This window comes from Enterobacteriaceae bacterium ESL0689, assembly GCA_029433525.1.
Lineage (GTDB): Bacteria > Pseudomonadota > Gammaproteobacteria > Enterobacterales > Enterobacteriaceae > JAQTIF01.
Map to the genome: position 1 here is coordinate 278,039 of JAQTIF010000002.1, position 17,562 is coordinate 295,600.

The following is a 17,562-nucleotide window of genomic DNA, read 5'->3' on the forward strand; positions in this document are numbered from 1 at the left end:
ATTCTCAATGTGTCGAAGAAGGTTTTACATGCTGTAACCAGCGCTTTTCCGCTTTACGAAACAGGCTAATCAGCACATACGAAATCATTAAGTAGAGTACTGCGGCGATCCCAAAAGCGGTAAATGGCTGAAATGTTTCTGAATTAATATCTCTGGCAATTTTCAGTAAGTCCGGCACGGTGGCGGTAAACGCCAGCGCCGTGGAGTGCAGCATCAGGATCACTTCGTTACTGTATGCCGGTAATGCGATACGCAGCGCCGCAGGCATAATAATACAACGATACAGCTTGATAACCGGGAAACCATACGCCCGTGCGGCTTCTATTTCTCCAGGCGAAACGGAACGAATCGCACCGGCAAAAATTTCGGTCGTATAGGCACAGGTGTTCAGGGTTAATGCCAGGATCGTACAGTTGAGGCCACTGCGAAAAAAGGCATTCAGTAACTCGTTCCCTTTGACTATTTCCAGCGTATACATGCCGGAATAAAAGATCAGCAGTTGTACATACAGCGGTGTACCACGGAAAACATAAGTAAAAAGCCAGATCGGAAACCGAATATATTTATTGTCACAAACCCGCCCGATAGCGAGGAATATGGCCAGCACGCCCCCCATCACCACCGAAGAAATCAGTAGCCATAAGGTGACCGCGAGACCGGTAAAACGATACCCGTCACTCCATAACAGGGGTTGCCAGTACTCGCGAATAATCTCAATCACAATTCAGCTCTCCTGACACCCACCGAGTAACGGCGTTCCAGTAACAGTAAGACCCCATTGGAAAGCGTAGTAAAGATAAGATAAATCCCGCCACAAACCACCGCAAAGTAGAACGAATGCCAGGTGCTTTTGCCAGCCAGTTGCGTGGTCTTAACAACATCATCCAGCCCCAGCAGTGAAACCAGCGCCGTCGCCTTGAGGATCACCAGCCAGTTATTGCCAATACCCGGTAATGCATAGCGCATCATCGCCGGAAAGAGGATCCGGCGAAAAGTCTGCCCGTGACTGAGACCAAATGCCGTTGCCGCTTCAATATGCCCTTTCGGCACGGAAAGAAAAGCCCCACGGAACGTTTCCGTAAAGTAAGCGCCATAGATAAAACCGAGCGTGATGATCCCGGCGCTCATCGGGTCGATATCACATTGTGCGATCCCCAGCGCATCGGTCAGCATGTTGAGGGCGACCTGCAAGCCATAGAAGATCAGTAGCATCAGCACCAGATCAGGTACACCACGAATTAAGGTGGTGTATCCTTCGAAAATCAGTGTCAGCGGGCGATAAGCGGAGAGTTTGGCCGCCGCACCGATCAGTCCAATAAGGACTGCCAGTACCACTGAACTCAGCGCTAACACCAGCGTAATCAATGCACCATGAAAAATAACTTGTGAATAGCCGTACAGCATCCCGTTTGCCTTATCTACCATCAATTGCGATGACCGAACGTCAGTGTACGTATAAAATAAAGGGAAGAGCAATTCATCCTGTTGGTTTTAGAAGAAAAAACATCATATTTTGCCCCAGTTTTTCCCTTTTGTTGCCTGATCGTTATCAAAATGACCTCTTTTCCGTGATTCATTCTCGGGTGACCATCTGTCTGTTGATTCATCACACGCCGTTATGACACGACCTGCATGACTTTTGCTCTGTTAACAACCGGCTATCGTGCCATGATTTCCACCCGTGCGGTCGGACATTCTCTCTGACAACCGTTTTTTGCGCAATCAAAATGCTGATCGCTCTACGGCGCCCTGCCAGCGGAGGAACAGATCCTGGGGCAGCGTGATATCAAACTGATCAATCAACCGATTGACGGTCTGGTTGATGATGTCATCAAGCGTGCGTGGGCGCTGGTAAAAAGCGGGCACAGGCGGCATGATAACCGCCCCCATCTCCGCTGCCTGCAACAGCAGACGCAAGTGACCGGGATGAAAGGGGGTTTCCCTGACGCAAAGTACCAGCGGGCGACGCTCTTTCAGTGTCACATCCGCTGCGCGCGTCAGCAACCCATCGGTATAGCTATGGACAATGCCGGAAAGCGTTTTTATTGAGCAGGGCGCGATCACCATCCCCGCAGTTTTAAACGAACCGGATGAAATCGTGGCGGCAATATCGCGTGGATCATGGACAACATCGGCCAGCGCCTGCACCTCGCGCAAAGTATAATCCGTTTCCAGCGCCAGTGTTTGTCGTGCCGCCTGGCTGATAACCAGATGCGTTTCCACATCAGTGATATCGCGCAAAACCGCAAGCAATCGCACGCCATAAATCGCGCCGCTGGCGCCAGAAATACCAATGATCAGTCGTTTCACCCTGAGCCTCCTGTTTTATGGCGCAGACTTTGCCGGAATATCATCACTGACGCAAGCCCATCAGCGCGATAGCGCAAAAAGACAAAAGCCCACTGTATCAGGCAGTGGGCGGGGAGGCGATAGTCAGAGACTACTATCTTTCGTTATACATTTCAGGGTTTTCCGCTTCATTTTGCCATTGCGCGCTTCTGGCTTCATCCTTGCGCAGTGAATCGAGATAATCGAGATATTGCTGATCGACATCCTGCGTTACATAGACACCATTAAACACCGAACACTCAAATTGCAGAATATCCGGATTTTCTGCCTTCACTGCAGCGATGAGATCATCAAGATCCTGAAAAATCAAACCATCCGCACCAATAATCCGGCAGATTTCATCCACTTCACGACCATGCGCAATCAGCTCACTGGCGCTTGGCATATCGATGCCATACACATTGGGAAAACGCACTTCGGGGGCGGCGGAAGCCAGATAGACTTTCTTCGCCCCCGCCTCACGGGCAATATCGATAATCTGTTCGGATGTATTCCCGCGCACGACAGAATCATCCACCAGCAGGACATTTTTATCCCGGAATTCCGCCCGGTTAGCATTCAGCTTACGGCGCACAGATTTGCGGCGCAGTTGCTGACCTGGCATGATAAATGTGCGGCCGACATAACGATTTTTTACCAGTCCCTGGCGGTAAGGCTTGTTGAGGATACGGGCAATTTCCAGCGCAATATCACAGGAGGTTTCCGGGATCGGGATCACCACGTCGATGTCATACTCTTCCCATTCGCGGGCAATTTTCTCGCCCAGTCGCGTTCCCATATTGACGCGCGCGCTATATACCGAGACCTTATCAATAAACGAGTCCGGGCGTGCAAGATAGACATATTCAAACAGGCAGGGATTATTGACCGGGTTTTGCGCGCACTGGCGGCTAAATAGCTGGCCTGATTCGTTAATATATATCGCCTCACCTGGCGCAACGTCACGCAAAAAATTAAAATCGAGGGTATCCAGCGCCACGCTTTCAGAAGCGACCATATACTCACGGCGGCCATCATCGGTCTCACGCTGACCTAACACCAGCGGGCGAATACCGTGGGGATCACGAAAAGCCACCATACCATGACCGATAATCATGGCGACACACGCATAAGCGCCACGAACCTGGCGATTAGTGGCCGCGATCGCAGCAAAAATATTATCGGCCGTCAGGGGATAGTGATGGTAATTATCCAGCTCGCTGGCAAAGACATTCAGCAGCACTTCAGAATCAGAGGTAGTATTGATATGACGGCGTTTTTCTTCAAACAGTTTTTTGCGTAATGGATGGGCGTTGGTCAGGTTGCCATTATGCGCCAGCGTAATACCATAGGGCGAGTTAACATAGAAAGGCTGCGCCTCCGATGGCCCGGCACTGCCCGCCGTCGGATAGCGGACATGACCAATGCCCATATTACCCTGTAAACGTCGCATATGGCGTGCAGAAAAAACATCGCTGACCAGCCCGTTGGCCTTACGCAAACGAAAACAGTTACTGTCATCAATAGTGATAATACCTGCTGCATCCTGACCACGATGCTGAAGCACCGTCAACGCATCATAAATCGACTGGTTTACCGGCATGACACCGACAATACCGACAATACCGCACATAGGAAATTTCCTCGTTAAGCGACATCCCGCAACTTATGCTTTGGGTAGAAAAGCTGACGAACTTTGCAGATAGTCAAAAAGCCATCGGATAACGAAACCGAATTCCGGGATAAGCACCGACTTTTGCCACGCTTCACTTTTGGCCATCCCGGTAAAGCTATCGAGAAAGAACAAAATGGCAGCGACAATCAGCACCCCGCGTAGCGCACCAAAACAGATCCCTAATACCCTGTCTGTACCCGAAAGACCGGTTTTATTGACCAATGTGCCAATCACATAACTGACGACAGCACCGACAATCAGGGTAATGACAAAAAGTATCGCGATAGCCAGGCCATTGCGCACCAGTTGATTTTCAAAGCCCGTCAACCAGACCGCCAGATAACTGTAATAATGGCTGGCAATAAAAAAAGCACAGCCCCAGCTCACCAGCGATAACGCCTCACGGACAAAACCACGGATCAGGCTTACCAGACAGGAAAAAGCTATTACCGCAATAATGGCGTAATCAATCCAGACCATAATCATCCTATGATTGACGCCCGACCGTCAGGTTCGGACGCATTCTAACAGAAAACGAAAACGTTTGCGCAGAGATTTATTTATTTCAGATAATAAAAATTACGTTGAAAAAACAAGCTGATAAGGGCAGGTATCCCCTTCCCTGCAGGCGGCTAAATGAGCGATTAATCGGCTCATCCGCCGCCCCACATAACATTAATTCGGGCTATAACTCATAATCACCCCATTTAATCCACTAAGCTGATGTAGCTCGCCGAGTCGTTCTTTCAGCTTATCTTTCGACACATCAGGCCCGATGATAATCCGGGTGATCTGTCCCTGCACCGGTGTTGACGGAACAGTGTAAGCTTTAAATCCCGAGGCGCGTAAGCGGCTGACAATCTCATTCACTTTATCGGCGTTCTTCAGCGCCCCCAGCTGCACAACCCACGCCCTGCCAGTCGGTTGTGGGATCACCGCTGGTTTCGGCGGTACTGTTACCGGTGGTTTCGGCGGTGATGGCGGCACGGTCACCGGTGGCGGCGGTGCCACTTTATCCAGTGACTTCGGCTGAGGCGCGGGTTTATTGACTGACGAAGCAGCAGTAGCAGTAGCAGTAGCAGTAGCAGTAGCAGTAGCAGTAGCAGTAGCAGATGATGATGTTTTATCAGGCGCAGGCGATTTCGCGGGCGCGGGTTTATTATCAACCGCCGCTGGTTTCGGCTTTGGTGGCACCACTGCCGCCTGGGTCTGGATATTATCTAAATCTCTTTGGTTACCGGGTAGTTGCGAAGGGTCCAGTGAAGGGACAGCTTCATTGCCAGCCCGGACTTCTTCCGCCGCCCCTTCCGGGGGTTGGGCCGGTAAAGCCTGGGTTGCCGCAGGTAACATATCAGGCTCATCGCGATCATCCGGTTTAGGTACGAGTGGAATAGCAGCAAAATCATCCTGATAATGTTTTTTCTGACCATCAAGTAGCCCCGGCAAAATAATGACGCCCAGGGCTACCAGTACTATTGTACCCATTAAACGGTTCTGAAATTTACTGGCCACGTATTTTCCCCGACTCTATTTCTTCCATTACCTGTGCCACTGTATGGAATGATCCACACACCAGCACCGTATCTTCCGCCCTGGCCTCAGCCAGCGCCGCAGACCACGCCTGAGCGACATCGGCATAGGCCTTTCCTGCCGGTAAATGCGCCAGCAACTGTTGCGCTGTTGCGCCGCGCTCTTCTGCCAGCGATGCGCAATACCAGCAATCCACCTCGCTCATCAGATTTGCCAGTGTAGCGGCAATGTCTTTATCCTTTAGCATACCAATAACCGCCAGCACCCGCCCCGTTTTGGGCAGTTTTTTAACTTTCCCAGCGAGGTAAGCCGCTGCATGAGGGTTGTGTGCTACATCAAGGATCACACGCGGTGCCTGACTGATGATTTGAAAACGTCCCGGCAGCATGGCTTGTCGAATACCATCACGGATCGCCTGCTCACTGACCTTCAGCGAACTGGCTCGCAGGGCTGCCAGGGCGGTAGCGGCGTTCGGCAGCGGGATTTGTGGCAACGGCAAATCGGTCAGCATGCCCTGTTTATCACAGAATGACCAGCTGGTCGCCCCCGTGTCATAATGCCAGTCAACCCCGCACCGCTGTAACAGGGCACCGGTGTGTTGCGCCACCTCAGCAATAGAAGATGGCATATCCGGTTCACCGACGATCGCCGGTTTAGCGGCACGAAAAATACCGGCCTTCTCGCGTCCGATACTATCACGATCCGTGCCCAGCCACTGCGTATGATCGAGCGCAATACTGGTGATGACCGCCACATCAGAATCGACAATATTGGTGGCGTCCAGGCGCCCCCCGAGACCGACCTCCAGAATCACCACATCCCGTTGTGTCTGTTGAAACAGCCACAAGGCCGCCAGGGTGCTGAACTCAAAATAGCTCAGGGAGATCTCACCACGCGCGGCTTCAATTTCAGCAAAAGCGGCAGTATGTGCCGCCTCTGGTAATTCGCTGTTTTGCACCCGGATGCGTTCTGTATAGCGTAACAGATGTGGTGAACTGTAAACCCCCGTCTGATAACCGGCCGCCATCAGGATCGATTCCAGCATATGACAGGTAGTCCCTTTACCGTTGGTACCGGCCACGGTAAAGACAAAGGGAGCAGGTTGCTTGATTGCCATCCGCCGGGCGACTTCACTGACTCGGGTCAGCCCGAGGTCAATGGTCTTATTATGCAGATGCTCAAGATAGCAAAGCCACGCAGCCAGTGGCGACGTGGCCTGAGGTATCAGTTCTTTTTCCATGATATCTGCGAAAATTAACCGTAATGATGCGATAAAAAAGGGCAACACCTTCAGCGCGCCCTTTCAGATTATCAGGCTCCTGGCTCCTGATCCGGTATGATCGCTGTCGCTTCGTCATCATGTACCGTATTGGGATCAGGGGTCGGAAGATTCATTAGTTTTGCCAGAATCGTCGCCAGTTTCAGACGCATTTCCGGGCGACGGACGATCATATCAATCGCACCTTTCTCCAGCAGAAACTCACTACGCTGAAACCCGGCAGGCAGTTTTTCGCGCACCGTCTGCTCAATAACACGCGGCCCGGCAAAGCCAATGAGCGCTTTGGGTTCCGCGATATTGAGATCACCCAGCATCGCAAAACTGGCAGAGACACCGCCCATTGTCGGATCAGTCAATACCGAGATATAGGGCAAGCCACGTTGCTGCATTTTCGCCAGCGCGGCGGAGGTTTTGGCCATCTGCATTAATGACATCAATGCTTCCTGCATTCGCGCGCCACCGGATGCAGAAAAGCAGATCAGAGGACAGTTATCTTCCAGTGCCTGCTCTACGGCACGAACAAAACGCGCACCGACAACCGAGCCCATTGAGCCGCCCATAAAAGAGAATTCGAACGCCGCAGCAATGACCGGTATTTCATATAATGTCCCTTTCATCACCACCAGCGCATCTTTTTCGCCGGTCCCTTTTTGTGCCGCTGCCAGACGTTCCTTATACTTTTTTAAGTCACGGAATTTGAGAACATCTTTTGGCTCAAGATCACCGCCCAGCTCTGCCAGAGAACCCTCATCCAGCAGACTATGCAGGCGGTTACGCGCGGTCATCCGCATATGATGATCGCACTTCGGGCAAACCTCCAGGTTGCGCTCCAGCTCGGCACGATACAAGACCTGACCACAGCTATCGCACTTAGTCCATACCCCCTCAGGAATACTGACCTTACGGGTGGGAGTAATATTGCTTTTAATTCGTTCAATCCAGCTCATTGATAACCTTTCTGCCTGAACCTGGTCGATACCAGCTTTGTCGTCGGGAGCGATATCACGTTATTTTGCTCCCTACAGACCATGATTGTTGCACATTAAATCATAACATCCCGTAATATGGGATAAAAAAGTGATACATCTGCTCATATTTGCGCTTTCAGACGAGACTATCCGGCAAATAATCACGATATTATCGCCGACCCGCCGCGTACTTATGGCGCACAATCTCAACCCCTGCAGGCAGTACGGACAACACAATAATAGCGACAATCAGCAGCTTCAGGTTTTCCTGTACCACCGCTAAATCACCAAATAAATAACCCGCGTAGGTAAACAATACCACCCACAATAGCGCGCCCGCTACATTATATGCCGCAAAATAGCGCCAGGTCATATGCCCCATGCCAGCGACAAAGGGCGCAAAAGTTCGGATTATCGGCACAAATCGCGCCAGAATAATCGTTTTACCGCCATGACGCTCATAAAAAGCATGGGTTTTATCCAGATAGCTTTGGCGGAAAATTTTTGACTGCGGATGGCGAAACAGTTTGTCACCCAACCGTCGCCCGATGCTGTAATTCAGTGTATCGCCGATTATCGCGGCGCTGACCATCAGGAGAACCATCAGATGCACATTGAGATCATTGCCCGGCAGTGCTGACAACGCGCCAGCGACAAAAAGCAGTGAGTCTCCTGGCAGAAAAGGGGTGACCACCAGGCCAGTCTCACAGAATAAGATCAAAAATAAAATCGCATAAACCCAGATACCATAATCAGCCACCAGTTGTGCCAGATGGGCATCAATATGCAGAATAAAATCAATTAACAGCATCACCAGACTCATTTTTTATCACTCCATTTTTACTCGTCGGTGAGAAACAGCGGGCCCATCGGCATAACCGGAATAGCGTAATGTTCCGGATAGTCTACCGCGACCAGATATAGCCCTGCCGCTTTTGCCGTCGCGGCGGCCAGGGTTCGGTCTTTCGCGGCCAGCAGTTCCGCCAGCCAGCTCTCCGCCTGATTGCCGTTGCCTACTTCGAGCAGACTGCCAACAATATTCCTGACCATATGATGGACAAAGGCGTTGGCTTTAATATCGACAACCACATACCGACCATGACGGGTGATATCAATATGGCTGACATGACGCCACGGCGTGCGCGACTGGCACTGTACGGCACGAAATGAGCTAAAATCATGTTCGCCGATCAGGCAGCGGGCGGCACGTTGCATCTTGTCGCAATCAAGCGGCAGGTGATAATGGGTGACGCCCCGGCTTAATATCGCCGGGCGCAGGCGATGATTGTAGATAATGTAGCGGTAACGACGTGCCGTGGCACTGAAGCGGGCGTGAAAATCATCAGCCACCGGTTTTGCCCAGCGTACCGCAATATCACAGGGTAAATGGGCGTTGACACCCAGCGTCCAGGCCACCGTTTGACGTTGCGCATGAGTGGTAAAATGTACCACCTGGCCGGTGCCATGCACACCGGCGTCGGTGCGCCCGGCGCAGAAAACCTGCACCGGTTCATTGGCCACCTGTGCCAGCGCCTGCTCCAGTTTCTCCTGGATGCTACAGACTTCGTTTTGCCGCTGCCAGCCATAATACTGGCTGCCATCATACTCAATACCGAGCGCGATTTTATATTCAGGCTGTGGTGCAACATCAGACATCAGTACAGATACTCCTGCACCAGTTTTTCAGCAATTTTCACCGCCATCAGCGCACCACCAAAACGCACGTTATCGGCCACTGACCAGAACTGGATCTGTTCCGGGATGCCGTAATCATTACGCACACAACCGACCGACAATTGCGCGCTGCCGGAGGCATCGCCCACCTGAGTCGGAAAGGTATCCATTTCGGCCAGCTCGATATCGGGATCAGCGGCAAACGCATCACGCGCCTCTTCCGCTGCCAGCGGGCGCATCGCTTCAAAGCTCACCATCTGACCATGACCATAGAATACCGGCGACTGCAGGACGGTGACCGAAATCATCAGCTGGTCATCGCCGAGGATTTTACGCACTTCATCGACAACAAGCCGTTCTTCCCGTACACATCCCTCGCTGTCCGGCAGTAATGGCAACATATTAAATGCCAGTTGCTGACCAAAAAAGTCGTCGTCATCGATCGGGATACCATTCAGCAGCTGGGCGCTCTGCCTTGCCAGAGCATCCACCGCTTTTTTACCGTGAACCGAGGCGGAGATCAGGCAGGTCACGCCAACCCGGGTCAGTCCGCCCTGTTCAATCAACGGTTTTAAGGCGATCAGGAGCTGGCTGGTCAGGCTGTCTGCCACCGCGATAATATTACGATTACGGTAATCCGCCAGTGCAAACGGATTCACTTCCGGCACCACCAGCGGCACATCCGGTTCACCGGCAAACAGGCCACTGAGATCGATAACCAGGCACCCGGCCTGAGTGGCGTCATCAATACAGGCGGCGCTGGCATCGCTACCAGCGGCAAAAAAGGCCAGCTGCGCCTGCGTCCAGTCGAACTCAGCCGCATCCTGGACTATGACCGTTTTACCGGCAAAACGCAGTGATTCCCCCACATGCTCTTCATGCGCCAGGGCATAGAGATCAGCCAGCGGAAATTGACGTTCAGCGAGGGTTTCCAGCAAGGCTTCACCGACGGCTCCCGTCGCCCCGAGGATAGCAATACTCCAGCCTTCAGACATGATGATGTACTCCAGAACTTATGCCTTTGTCCCCGCAAAGGGTGATCAAAGACATCAAGCAGATATTAACCAACAGGATGATGCTCAGCCTTAAAGCCAAGCTGACACAATGTTGCCGCTGCGCGCGCATCACGACACTGTACACGCAATGATGACCACTCCCGGCGCTGCGGGTAATTTTTACGCAGCCTGTCAAAGCCACCCGCCTGCCCGGCAACATTGCGCAGCAGCGCATCATCACGGCGGACATCATACACCAAATGAACCAGTCTTTTCAGGATCGCCTGATCGAGTTCCCCCTGCAGGGTGACGCCATCCACCGCCGGAGTCGGTAGTAACGTCTCCAGCGCAACCTGTTGCGGCTGACCACGAAAAGCACTATAAGCCTCAAAAACCTGTGTCGTGCCGCGCGCTTTTCCTTCGAGAGTATAGCCTGCGATATGGGCCGTGCCGATATCAACAGAGGCCAGCAACGCCAGATTCAGATCCGGCTCCGGTTCCCAGACATCCAGCACCACACTCAGTGACTGCCCTGCCTGCAGGCACTGTAAGAGAGCCTGGTTATCGACCACCGGCCCCCGGCAGGAATTAATTAATATACTGCCAGGCTTCAGACGCCGCAGGAGCGCCTGATCGGCAAGGTGGTGCGTTGCATATGGCCCGGTCAGGTACAAAGGGGTATGAAAGGTTAAAATATCCGCTTCTTCGACCAGCTCATCAAGGGAGCGAAAATCTTCGCCATCCCCCCGGTCAGCACGCGGCGGATCGCAAAGCAGGGTTTTTACTCCCAGCGCCTGGAGCCGCTTTTGCAGGCAACCGCCCACATACCCGACCCCCACAATGCCGACACAGCGATCGGTCAACGCAAAACCATCACGTTCCGCCAGCATCAGGAGGGCGGAAAAAACATACTCGACAACGGCAATCGCATTACAACCTGGAGCGGCAGAAAAACCGATCCCTGCCTGCTGCAACCAGGCCTGATCGACATGATCGGTTCCGGCGGTGGCAGTACCGACAAACTGAACCCCTTTTCCGGCGAGAAGGGCCTCATTGACTGACGTCACTGAACGTACCATCAGCGCATCTACTCCCTGCAAGGCACTGGCGGGCAGTGGCCGCCCCGCTACCGCCCTGACTGTGCCGATACGACTAAAAAGCTCACGCGCATAGGGCATATTTTCATCTACGAGGATCGATGGCCTCTTGTTGACTCCGGACAATGGATACCTCCTGTCGTCATCCCGCTAAAAAATTTAACTCAGCGATAAAATTTTTTAAAAACATAGTGATAGATTGTTGATTATGACAGGCACGCTAAAAATTGCCTTAATCAGCCTGACGTTCAGTGAAAAAGGATCAATGCCGATATTGCTCATGTTTTACCTGCCTGAAAATAAGCGTAAAAAAGATGAGAAGTGTGTCATAATCGGATGACCAGGAACATCAATACGGCCTGACGTATTGCCACAGATAAGGATAAATCATGATACACCCCACCTTTGGTCTCCCTGATCCTCCCCCTGATGCTCATCCGGCTGGCACCAAAAGCGAACTGACGCTTCAGCAACGCACTGTTCTTGAACGACTGATAAGCCGCCTGACCACATTAACCTCACAACAACACACGGAGATCTGGGCCGGAATCAAGCACGATTTGGGACTGAAAGGCAACGCTCCCCTGCTGGCACACCATTTTACTGCGGCAAAAAATAATCTGAATCAGCGTTTTATCGTCGCACAACAGCATCAGCAGCACCGACAGACGATGGCACAGGTCAGCGAGCTGCTCAATCAGGGCAATAATCGTCAGGCGGTCAGTGATTATATTCGCCAGCATTACGGCCAGACAATGCTTCACGCCCTGACGCCACAACAGTTACACCATCTGCTACAGATATTGCAAAACGACCCGCTCTCTATGCCCGCCTCGCCCCCGCATCTGTCAACGCCACGGCCACTCTTACCGGCAGAATACCAGGCACTCAATCAGCAGGTAACCCGGCTTGCGGTAGCGACCGGGGGATCGGGCAAACAGATCTGGCAATCCATGCTCGCCCTGTGCGGCGTGAAAAGCGAGAAGCTTATCCCGGCCAGCCATTTTACTCCGCTCTCTGACTGGTTACATGCCCGGCAGACACTGGCTACCCAGACCGCGCCAACCTTGCTTTCACTTCACGCCGCACTGAAACCCCCACCGGACAGTGGCGAATGGCAAAAAATCGCCGATTTTGCCAGCGCTCACTGGCATGCCACGCCACAAACGACGCTCAGTATCACGCAAATCGAAACACTGTTAAATACGCTATTTGCCTCACAAGTAAGCGGAGTACACAGCCTGCCGCCCCTGACTCCGGCGCCCCCCTGGCAATGGCAAAAATACTGGCGCATCTGGCTGGCGCTGATTCTGCTGCTCGGCCTGCTGTGGCTGGTCAAAGATTACTGACGTGCGACCAGCCACGTCATCAGAATTCCCAGCATTGCGCATATTGCGGCTGCCATAAAAACAGCCGAGTAGCCCAGTGACGTGGCCAGCAATCCGCTGAGCGGACCGGTAATGCCATATGAGATATCCTGGAATGCCGCATACCCGCCAAGCGCAGTGCTGCATATCTGTGCGGGAACACGTTTGACCACCTCCACCCCCAGCGCCGGAAATATCAGCGAGCAACCACAGCCAGTCAACGCCGCCCCGATCAGCGCAATCCAGACATTGGGCGCCAGACAGAGCAACATTAATCCGCTAGCCTCAATCAGTAATGAGACTATCGCCACTTTTATTCCCCCCAGACGATCCGGCATCCAGTCAAACAGCAGTCGCACCAGCACGAAAGCACCGCCAAAAGCGGTTAATGTCAACCCGGCCATCGCCCAGCCACGACTGGCAAAGTAGAGCGAAACAAAAGTCCCGATCGTCGCAAAACCGACACCCTGCAGACCAAGCGCCAGCCCCGGACGCCAGATCAGCCCTGCGATACGCCACAGTGAGGGGCGTTCCCCGCCATGAGGAGGCACCTTATGCACCGTACCATTCATCGTTAATGCCAGAAACGGTAATGCCATCGTGACACCAGCCAGCATCGCAATACTAAAATGCGAGGCGATAAACCACCCCAGCGGTGCCCCCGCAGCCAGAGCACCATATATCGCCATGCCGTTCCAGGACATCACTTTTCCTGACTGTTGCAGCCCCACTACACCGATGCCCCAGCTCAGATTTCCCGTCAGTAACTGGCTTTCGCCAAAACCGAGCATCAACCGACCGAGGATCAGTAGTGTAAATTTCTCCATCACTGTCACCGGCAATATGACCGCCAGTAACCATGCGCCACCAGCCAGGGAGCAAGCCAGCATCCCCTGCAGAACGGAACGTTTTGCGCCATATTGATCAGCCAGTCGTCCGGCATAGCCCCGAGTCAACACAGTTGCCAGAAACTGGATCCCAACAGCAATGCCCACCATCGTGTTGCTCAGACCAAGGGTTTGATGGACAAAAAGGGGAATAACGGTCAGGGGAAGTCCCACCGTCATGTAAGTCAAAAAAACGGCGAAGGTAAGCCGAAATAAGGTGATATTCGCTGCCAGAGGCGATATTTTTTTAACTACCACAGACATACTTCTTCATTCCAGAAGCCATAAAGGGAAAAGGGAAGCCCCCGGCTCCCCCTTATATTTGCTGATGAAGACCTACCCACTCAGGTGCGATATTTGCGCATCACCAGCGTGGCATTCGTCCCGCCGAAACCAAAGCTGTTGGACATGACCGTAGTCAGCGCGCGTTCGGTTGGCTGAGTGATAATATTCAGCCCTGTCGCGCGTTCATCCATCTCGTCGATATTGATACTCGGCGCAATAAAACCATGCTCCAGCATCAGCAGAGAATAGATAGCCTCCTGAACACCTGCGCCACCGAGTGAGTGGCCGGTCATCGCTTTGGTTGCCGAGATGGCCGGGCTGTTATCGCCGAAGACTTCACGGATCGCATCCAGCTCTTTCACATCGCCCACCGGAGTCGAAGTACCGTGCGTGTTGAGGTAATCGATCGGCGTATCGACACTCTGCATCGCCATCTTCATACAACGAACTGCGCCTTCACCCGATGGAGCGACCATATCAGCACCATCAGAAGTGGCTCCATAACCGACGATTTCAGCGTAAATATGAGCCCCCCTGGCCAGCGCATGTTCCAACTCTTCGACGACGACCATGCCACCCCCACCGGCGATAACAAAACCATCACGTCTGGCATCATAGGTGCGAGACGCTTTTTGCGGCTGGTCATTATATTTCGTCGACAGCGCGCCCATCGCGTCAAATTCACAGGCCATTTCCCAGCACAGTTCCTCACCGCCACCGGCAAATACGATATCCTGTTTACCCAGCTGGATCTGCTCGACCGCATTACCAATGCAGTGTGCGGAGGTCGAGCACGCCGAGCTGATCGAATAATTTACGCCGTGGATCTTAAACGGTGTCGCCAGGCAAGCCGAAACGGCCGAGGCCATTGATTTCGTCACGACGTAAGGCCCCACGGCTTTCAAACCACGTGGGCTGCGCATCGCATCTGCACCAAACACCTGATATTTTGAGGAGCCACCGGAACCGGCGATCAGACCAACACGTGGGTTATTCTGGTAAACTTCGTCTTTTAGTCCGGCATCAGCAATCGCTTGCTGCATCGAAAGATAAGCATAGATAGAGGCATCGTTCATAAAGCGGACGATTTTACGGTCAATCAAACCGGTTGTATCCAGTTTAACGTTGCCCCATATGTGACTACGCATACCTGCATCCTGAAACTCCTGGGAGAAAGTGATCCCTGAACGCCCTTCACGCAGAGATGTCAGGACTTCCTGCTGGTTATTACCGATACTGGATACAATTCCCAGGCCAGTAATCACTGCACGCTTCATTCAATACCTCTATTGTCAGTCAGACTATTTTTCATTTCGGGTCGCACAATAGCGTACACTTGTACGCCGAACAAGTCCGATCAGACATTTTCCAGATAAATTTGCACCTGCTGACACGCAAGGTTAAAATTATCATACATCCTGATATTCGAGCAACTTACGTGAAACAAAGTGCAATACAATTTGCTAACGTTGAATTTGACTCTGACGGTACACCTGTTTCGCGAAATTTCGATGATGTCTATTTTTCCACTGATAATGGCCTCGAAGAATCGCGTTATGTTTTTCTCGCTGGCAATCATCTGACGGCACGTTTCCCTGCTCACCCGCGTTCACTGTTTGTGGTCGCCGAGAGCGGTTTCGGTACCGGGCTTAATTTTCTCGCACTCTGGCAGGCATTCGCCGCCTTTCAGCGCGATAACCCCAACGCGCAACTGCAAAGATTGCACCTCATCAGCTTCGAAAAATTCCCGCTGACACAAGACGCCTTGCGTCAGGCGCACCAGCGCTGGCCAGAGCTGACACCGTGGGCAGAACAATTACAGGCTCAGTGGCCACTGCCTTTCGCGGGCTGCCATCGTTTATTATTCGATGAGGGTCGGGTCACGGTTGATCTGTGGCTGGGCGATATCAATACCGTGATCCCTCAGCTTGACGATACGATGGATCACCAGGTGGATGCCTGGTTTCTTGATGGGTTTTCACCGGCAAAAAATCCTCAGATGTGGACAGCCGATCTGTTTTCAGCCATGGCCAGAATGACCCGCCAGGGGGGGACGCTGGCGACCTTCACTGCGGCGGGTGCTGTACGCCGGGGATTACAGGAGGCGGGATTTACTCTGCATAAATGCAAAGGCTTTGGCCGCAAACGGGAAATGCTCACTGGTGAGATGAACAGCGCGCTGAATTTCCCGCCCCGTACCCCCTGGTTTGCCCGTACCGCCAGCCAGAAACGTGAGGTGGCGATTATCGGCGGCGGGATTGCCAGCGCTCTGCTCGCCCTCGGACTGTTGCGCCGTGGCTGGCAGGTCACGCTATATTGCGCTGATAACTCACCGGCGGAGGGGGCTTCCGGCAATCGTCAGGGGGCGTTTTATCCCTTACTCAATCCTCATGAACCGGCTCTCGCCCGCTTCTTTCCGGCGGCGTTTACCTTTGCACGACGGCTGTATGACGCACTTCCGCTCCACTTCGATCACCAGTGGTGTGGGGTGACACAGCTCGCCTGGGATGAGAAAAGCACCGAGAAAATAGCCCAGATGCTGGCGATGGCGCTCCCGGATAGCCTCGCTCATGCCACCACGCGCCAGCAGATGGTATCGATCACCGGTGTGGAAACCGGTTGTGACGGTGTCACTTATCCTCACGGCGGCTGGTTGTGCCCACAACAGTTAACAACCGCGCTAATGGCGCTGGCAACCGAGCGCGGCTTAGTCACCCATTATGGTTATCAGGTCGACACACTGAACCAGGTCGATGAGGGCTGGCAGCTTAACCAGCAACACTGGCATGCGGTGGTGCTGCTCGCCAATGGTCACCACCTGACCGACTTCCCACAGACTGCCCGGCTGCCAGTCTCGCCGGTCGCCGGGCAAGTCAGCCATATTCCTGTCACCCCGGCATTATCAGCACTCCGTCAGGTGTTGTGTTACGATGGCTACCTGACCCCTCATAATCCCCATAATCAGCACCATTGTCTCGGTGCCAGTTATCATCGCGAACAGCCACAAGCTACCTACAGCGCCGTTGACCAGCAGCAAAACCGTCAGCGCCTGATCAACTGTCTGCCGCAGGCACAATGGCCACATGACGTGGATGTCAGCGCTGGTCAGGCACGCTGTGGTGTGCGTTGTGTTACCCGCGATCATTTACCGCTGGCAGGCAACGTCCCCGATTATGACGCGACGTTGCAGCAATACGCTACCCTTGCCAGCCATCGGGACAGCGCGCCTGCCGCACCGATTTACCACAATCTGTATATGCTGGGGGCGCTGGGATCTCGTGGGCTTTGCTCCGCCCCTTTAGCGGCAGAAATTCTGGCGGCACAAATGAGCGGCGAACCCCTGCCGCTGGATCGGGAAACGCTGGCGGCGCTCAGCCCCAACCGGCGCTGGGTGAAAAAACTACTGAAAGGCAAACAGGTAAAACAGCGCAGCAGCCGCCGTTATTCCTCTTGTTCCTGTTGAGCCTATCGTCGGGA

The 17,562-nt window shown here is 53.1% G+C and carries 16 protein-coding genes; 2 read left to right on the forward strand and 14 right to left on the reverse strand.

What is annotated here, in order from left to right; translation table 11 throughout:
* Positions 1-4: 4 nt before the first annotated feature.
* The 12 genes from PT300_13030 to pdxB all read right to left on the reverse strand — a co-directional run bounded on the left by PT300_13030 (position 5) and on the right by pdxB (position 11,645).
* Positions 5-721 carry an ABC transporter permease gene (locus tag PT300_13030; GenBank protein ID MDF7681458.1) on the reverse strand — a complete coding sequence of 239 codons (717 nt, stop codon included), beginning with the start codon at positions 719-721 and terminating at the stop codon, positions 5-7.
* Positions 718-1,404: a histidine ABC transporter permease HisQ gene (locus PT300_13035; GenBank protein MDF7681459.1), complete on the reverse strand. Its 687-nt coding sequence runs from the start codon at positions 1,402-1,404 to the stop codon at positions 718-720. Before PT300_13035 ends, PT300_13030 begins: the two co-directional genes overlap by 4 nt.
* A 318-nt stretch (positions 1,405-1,722) precedes the next feature.
* Entirely contained in the window at positions 1,723-2,310 is a 588-nt protein-coding gene (locus tag PT300_13040; GenBank protein MDF7681460.1) for a UbiX family flavin prenyltransferase, read from the reverse strand.
* A 133-nt stretch (positions 2,311-2,443) separates the two neighbouring features.
* On the reverse strand, positions 2,444-3,961 hold the full coding sequence (gene purF, locus PT300_13045; protein ID MDF7681461.1) for an amidophosphoribosyltransferase: 1,518 nt from the start codon (positions 3,959-3,961) through the stop codon (positions 2,444-2,446).
* 33 nt (positions 3,962-3,994) lie between these two features.
* A complete protein-coding gene (gene cvpA, locus PT300_13050) occupies positions 3,995-4,483 on the reverse strand; it encodes a colicin V production protein (GenBank protein ID MDF7681462.1) in 489 nt (162 codons plus the stop codon).
* Positions 4,484-4,678: 195 nt separating this feature from the next.
* Positions 4,679-5,515: a cell division protein DedD gene (gene dedD, locus PT300_13055; protein MDF7681463.1), complete on the reverse strand. Its 837-nt coding sequence runs from the start codon at positions 5,513-5,515 to the stop codon at positions 4,679-4,681.
* Positions 5,505-6,773, reverse strand: a complete 1,269-nt coding sequence (gene folC, locus PT300_13060; GenBank protein MDF7681464.1) for a bifunctional tetrahydrofolate synthase/dihydrofolate synthase — start codon at positions 6,771-6,773, stop codon at positions 5,505-5,507. The genes dedD and folC overlap by 11 nt, the downstream gene beginning before the upstream one ends.
* Positions 6,774-6,844: 71 nt before the next feature.
* Positions 6,845-7,759: an acetyl-CoA carboxylase, carboxyltransferase subunit beta gene (gene accD / locus PT300_13065; protein ID MDF7681465.1), complete on the reverse strand. Its 915-nt coding sequence runs from the start codon at positions 7,757-7,759 to the stop codon at positions 6,845-6,847.
* A 190-nt stretch (positions 7,760-7,949) separates the two neighbouring features.
* On the reverse strand, positions 7,950-8,603 hold the full coding sequence (locus tag PT300_13070; protein MDF7681466.1) for a DedA family protein: 654 nt from the start codon (positions 8,601-8,603) through the stop codon (positions 7,950-7,952).
* A 17-nt stretch (positions 8,604-8,620) separates the two neighbouring features.
* Positions 8,621-9,436: a tRNA pseudouridine(38-40) synthase TruA gene (truA, locus tag PT300_13075; protein MDF7681467.1), complete on the reverse strand. Its 816-nt coding sequence runs from the start codon at positions 9,434-9,436 to the stop codon at positions 8,621-8,623.
* Positions 9,436-10,449: an aspartate-semialdehyde dehydrogenase gene (locus PT300_13080; GenBank protein MDF7681468.1), complete on the reverse strand. Its 1,014-nt coding sequence runs from the start codon at positions 10,447-10,449 to the stop codon at positions 9,436-9,438. Before PT300_13080 ends, truA begins: the two co-directional genes overlap by 1 nt.
* 65 nt (positions 10,450-10,514) lie before the next feature.
* Positions 10,515-11,645: a 4-phosphoerythronate dehydrogenase PdxB gene (gene pdxB / locus PT300_13085; protein ID MDF7681469.1), complete on the reverse strand. Its 1,131-nt coding sequence runs from the start codon at positions 11,643-11,645 to the stop codon at positions 10,515-10,517.
* A 290-nt stretch (positions 11,646-11,935) separates the two neighbouring features.
* On the opposite strand from pdxB, the gene flk reads away from it, so the two are divergent.
* Positions 11,936-12,895 carry a flagella biosynthesis regulator Flk gene (flk, locus tag PT300_13090; protein MDF7681470.1) on the forward strand — a complete coding sequence of 320 codons (960 nt, stop codon included), beginning with the start codon at positions 11,936-11,938 and terminating at the stop codon, positions 12,893-12,895.
* Here the strand turns inward: flk and PT300_13095 are convergent.
* Positions 12,889-14,064, reverse strand: coding sequence for an MFS transporter (locus PT300_13095; GenBank protein MDF7681471.1), 1,176 nt, complete (start codon positions 14,062-14,064; stop codon positions 12,889-12,891). The genes flk and PT300_13095 overlap by 7 nt on opposite strands.
* 80 nt (positions 14,065-14,144) lie before the next feature.
* Positions 14,145-15,362, reverse strand: a complete 1,218-nt coding sequence (fabB, locus tag PT300_13100) for a beta-ketoacyl-ACP synthase I (GenBank protein ID MDF7681472.1) — start codon at positions 15,360-15,362, stop codon at positions 14,145-14,147.
* Positions 15,363-15,523: 161 nt separating this feature from the next.
* Here fabB and mnmC point away from each other — a divergent pair, with 161 nt between their 5' ends.
* Complete coding sequence (gene mnmC / locus PT300_13105) at positions 15,524-17,548, forward strand: bifunctional tRNA (5-methylaminomethyl-2-thiouridine)(34)-methyltransferase MnmD/FAD-dependent 5-carboxymethylaminomethyl-2-thiouridine(34) oxidoreductase MnmC (GenBank protein MDF7681473.1); 2,025 nt, start codon at positions 15,524-15,526, stop codon at positions 17,546-17,548.
* The last annotated feature ends 14 nt before the right edge of the window (positions 17,549-17,562 follow it).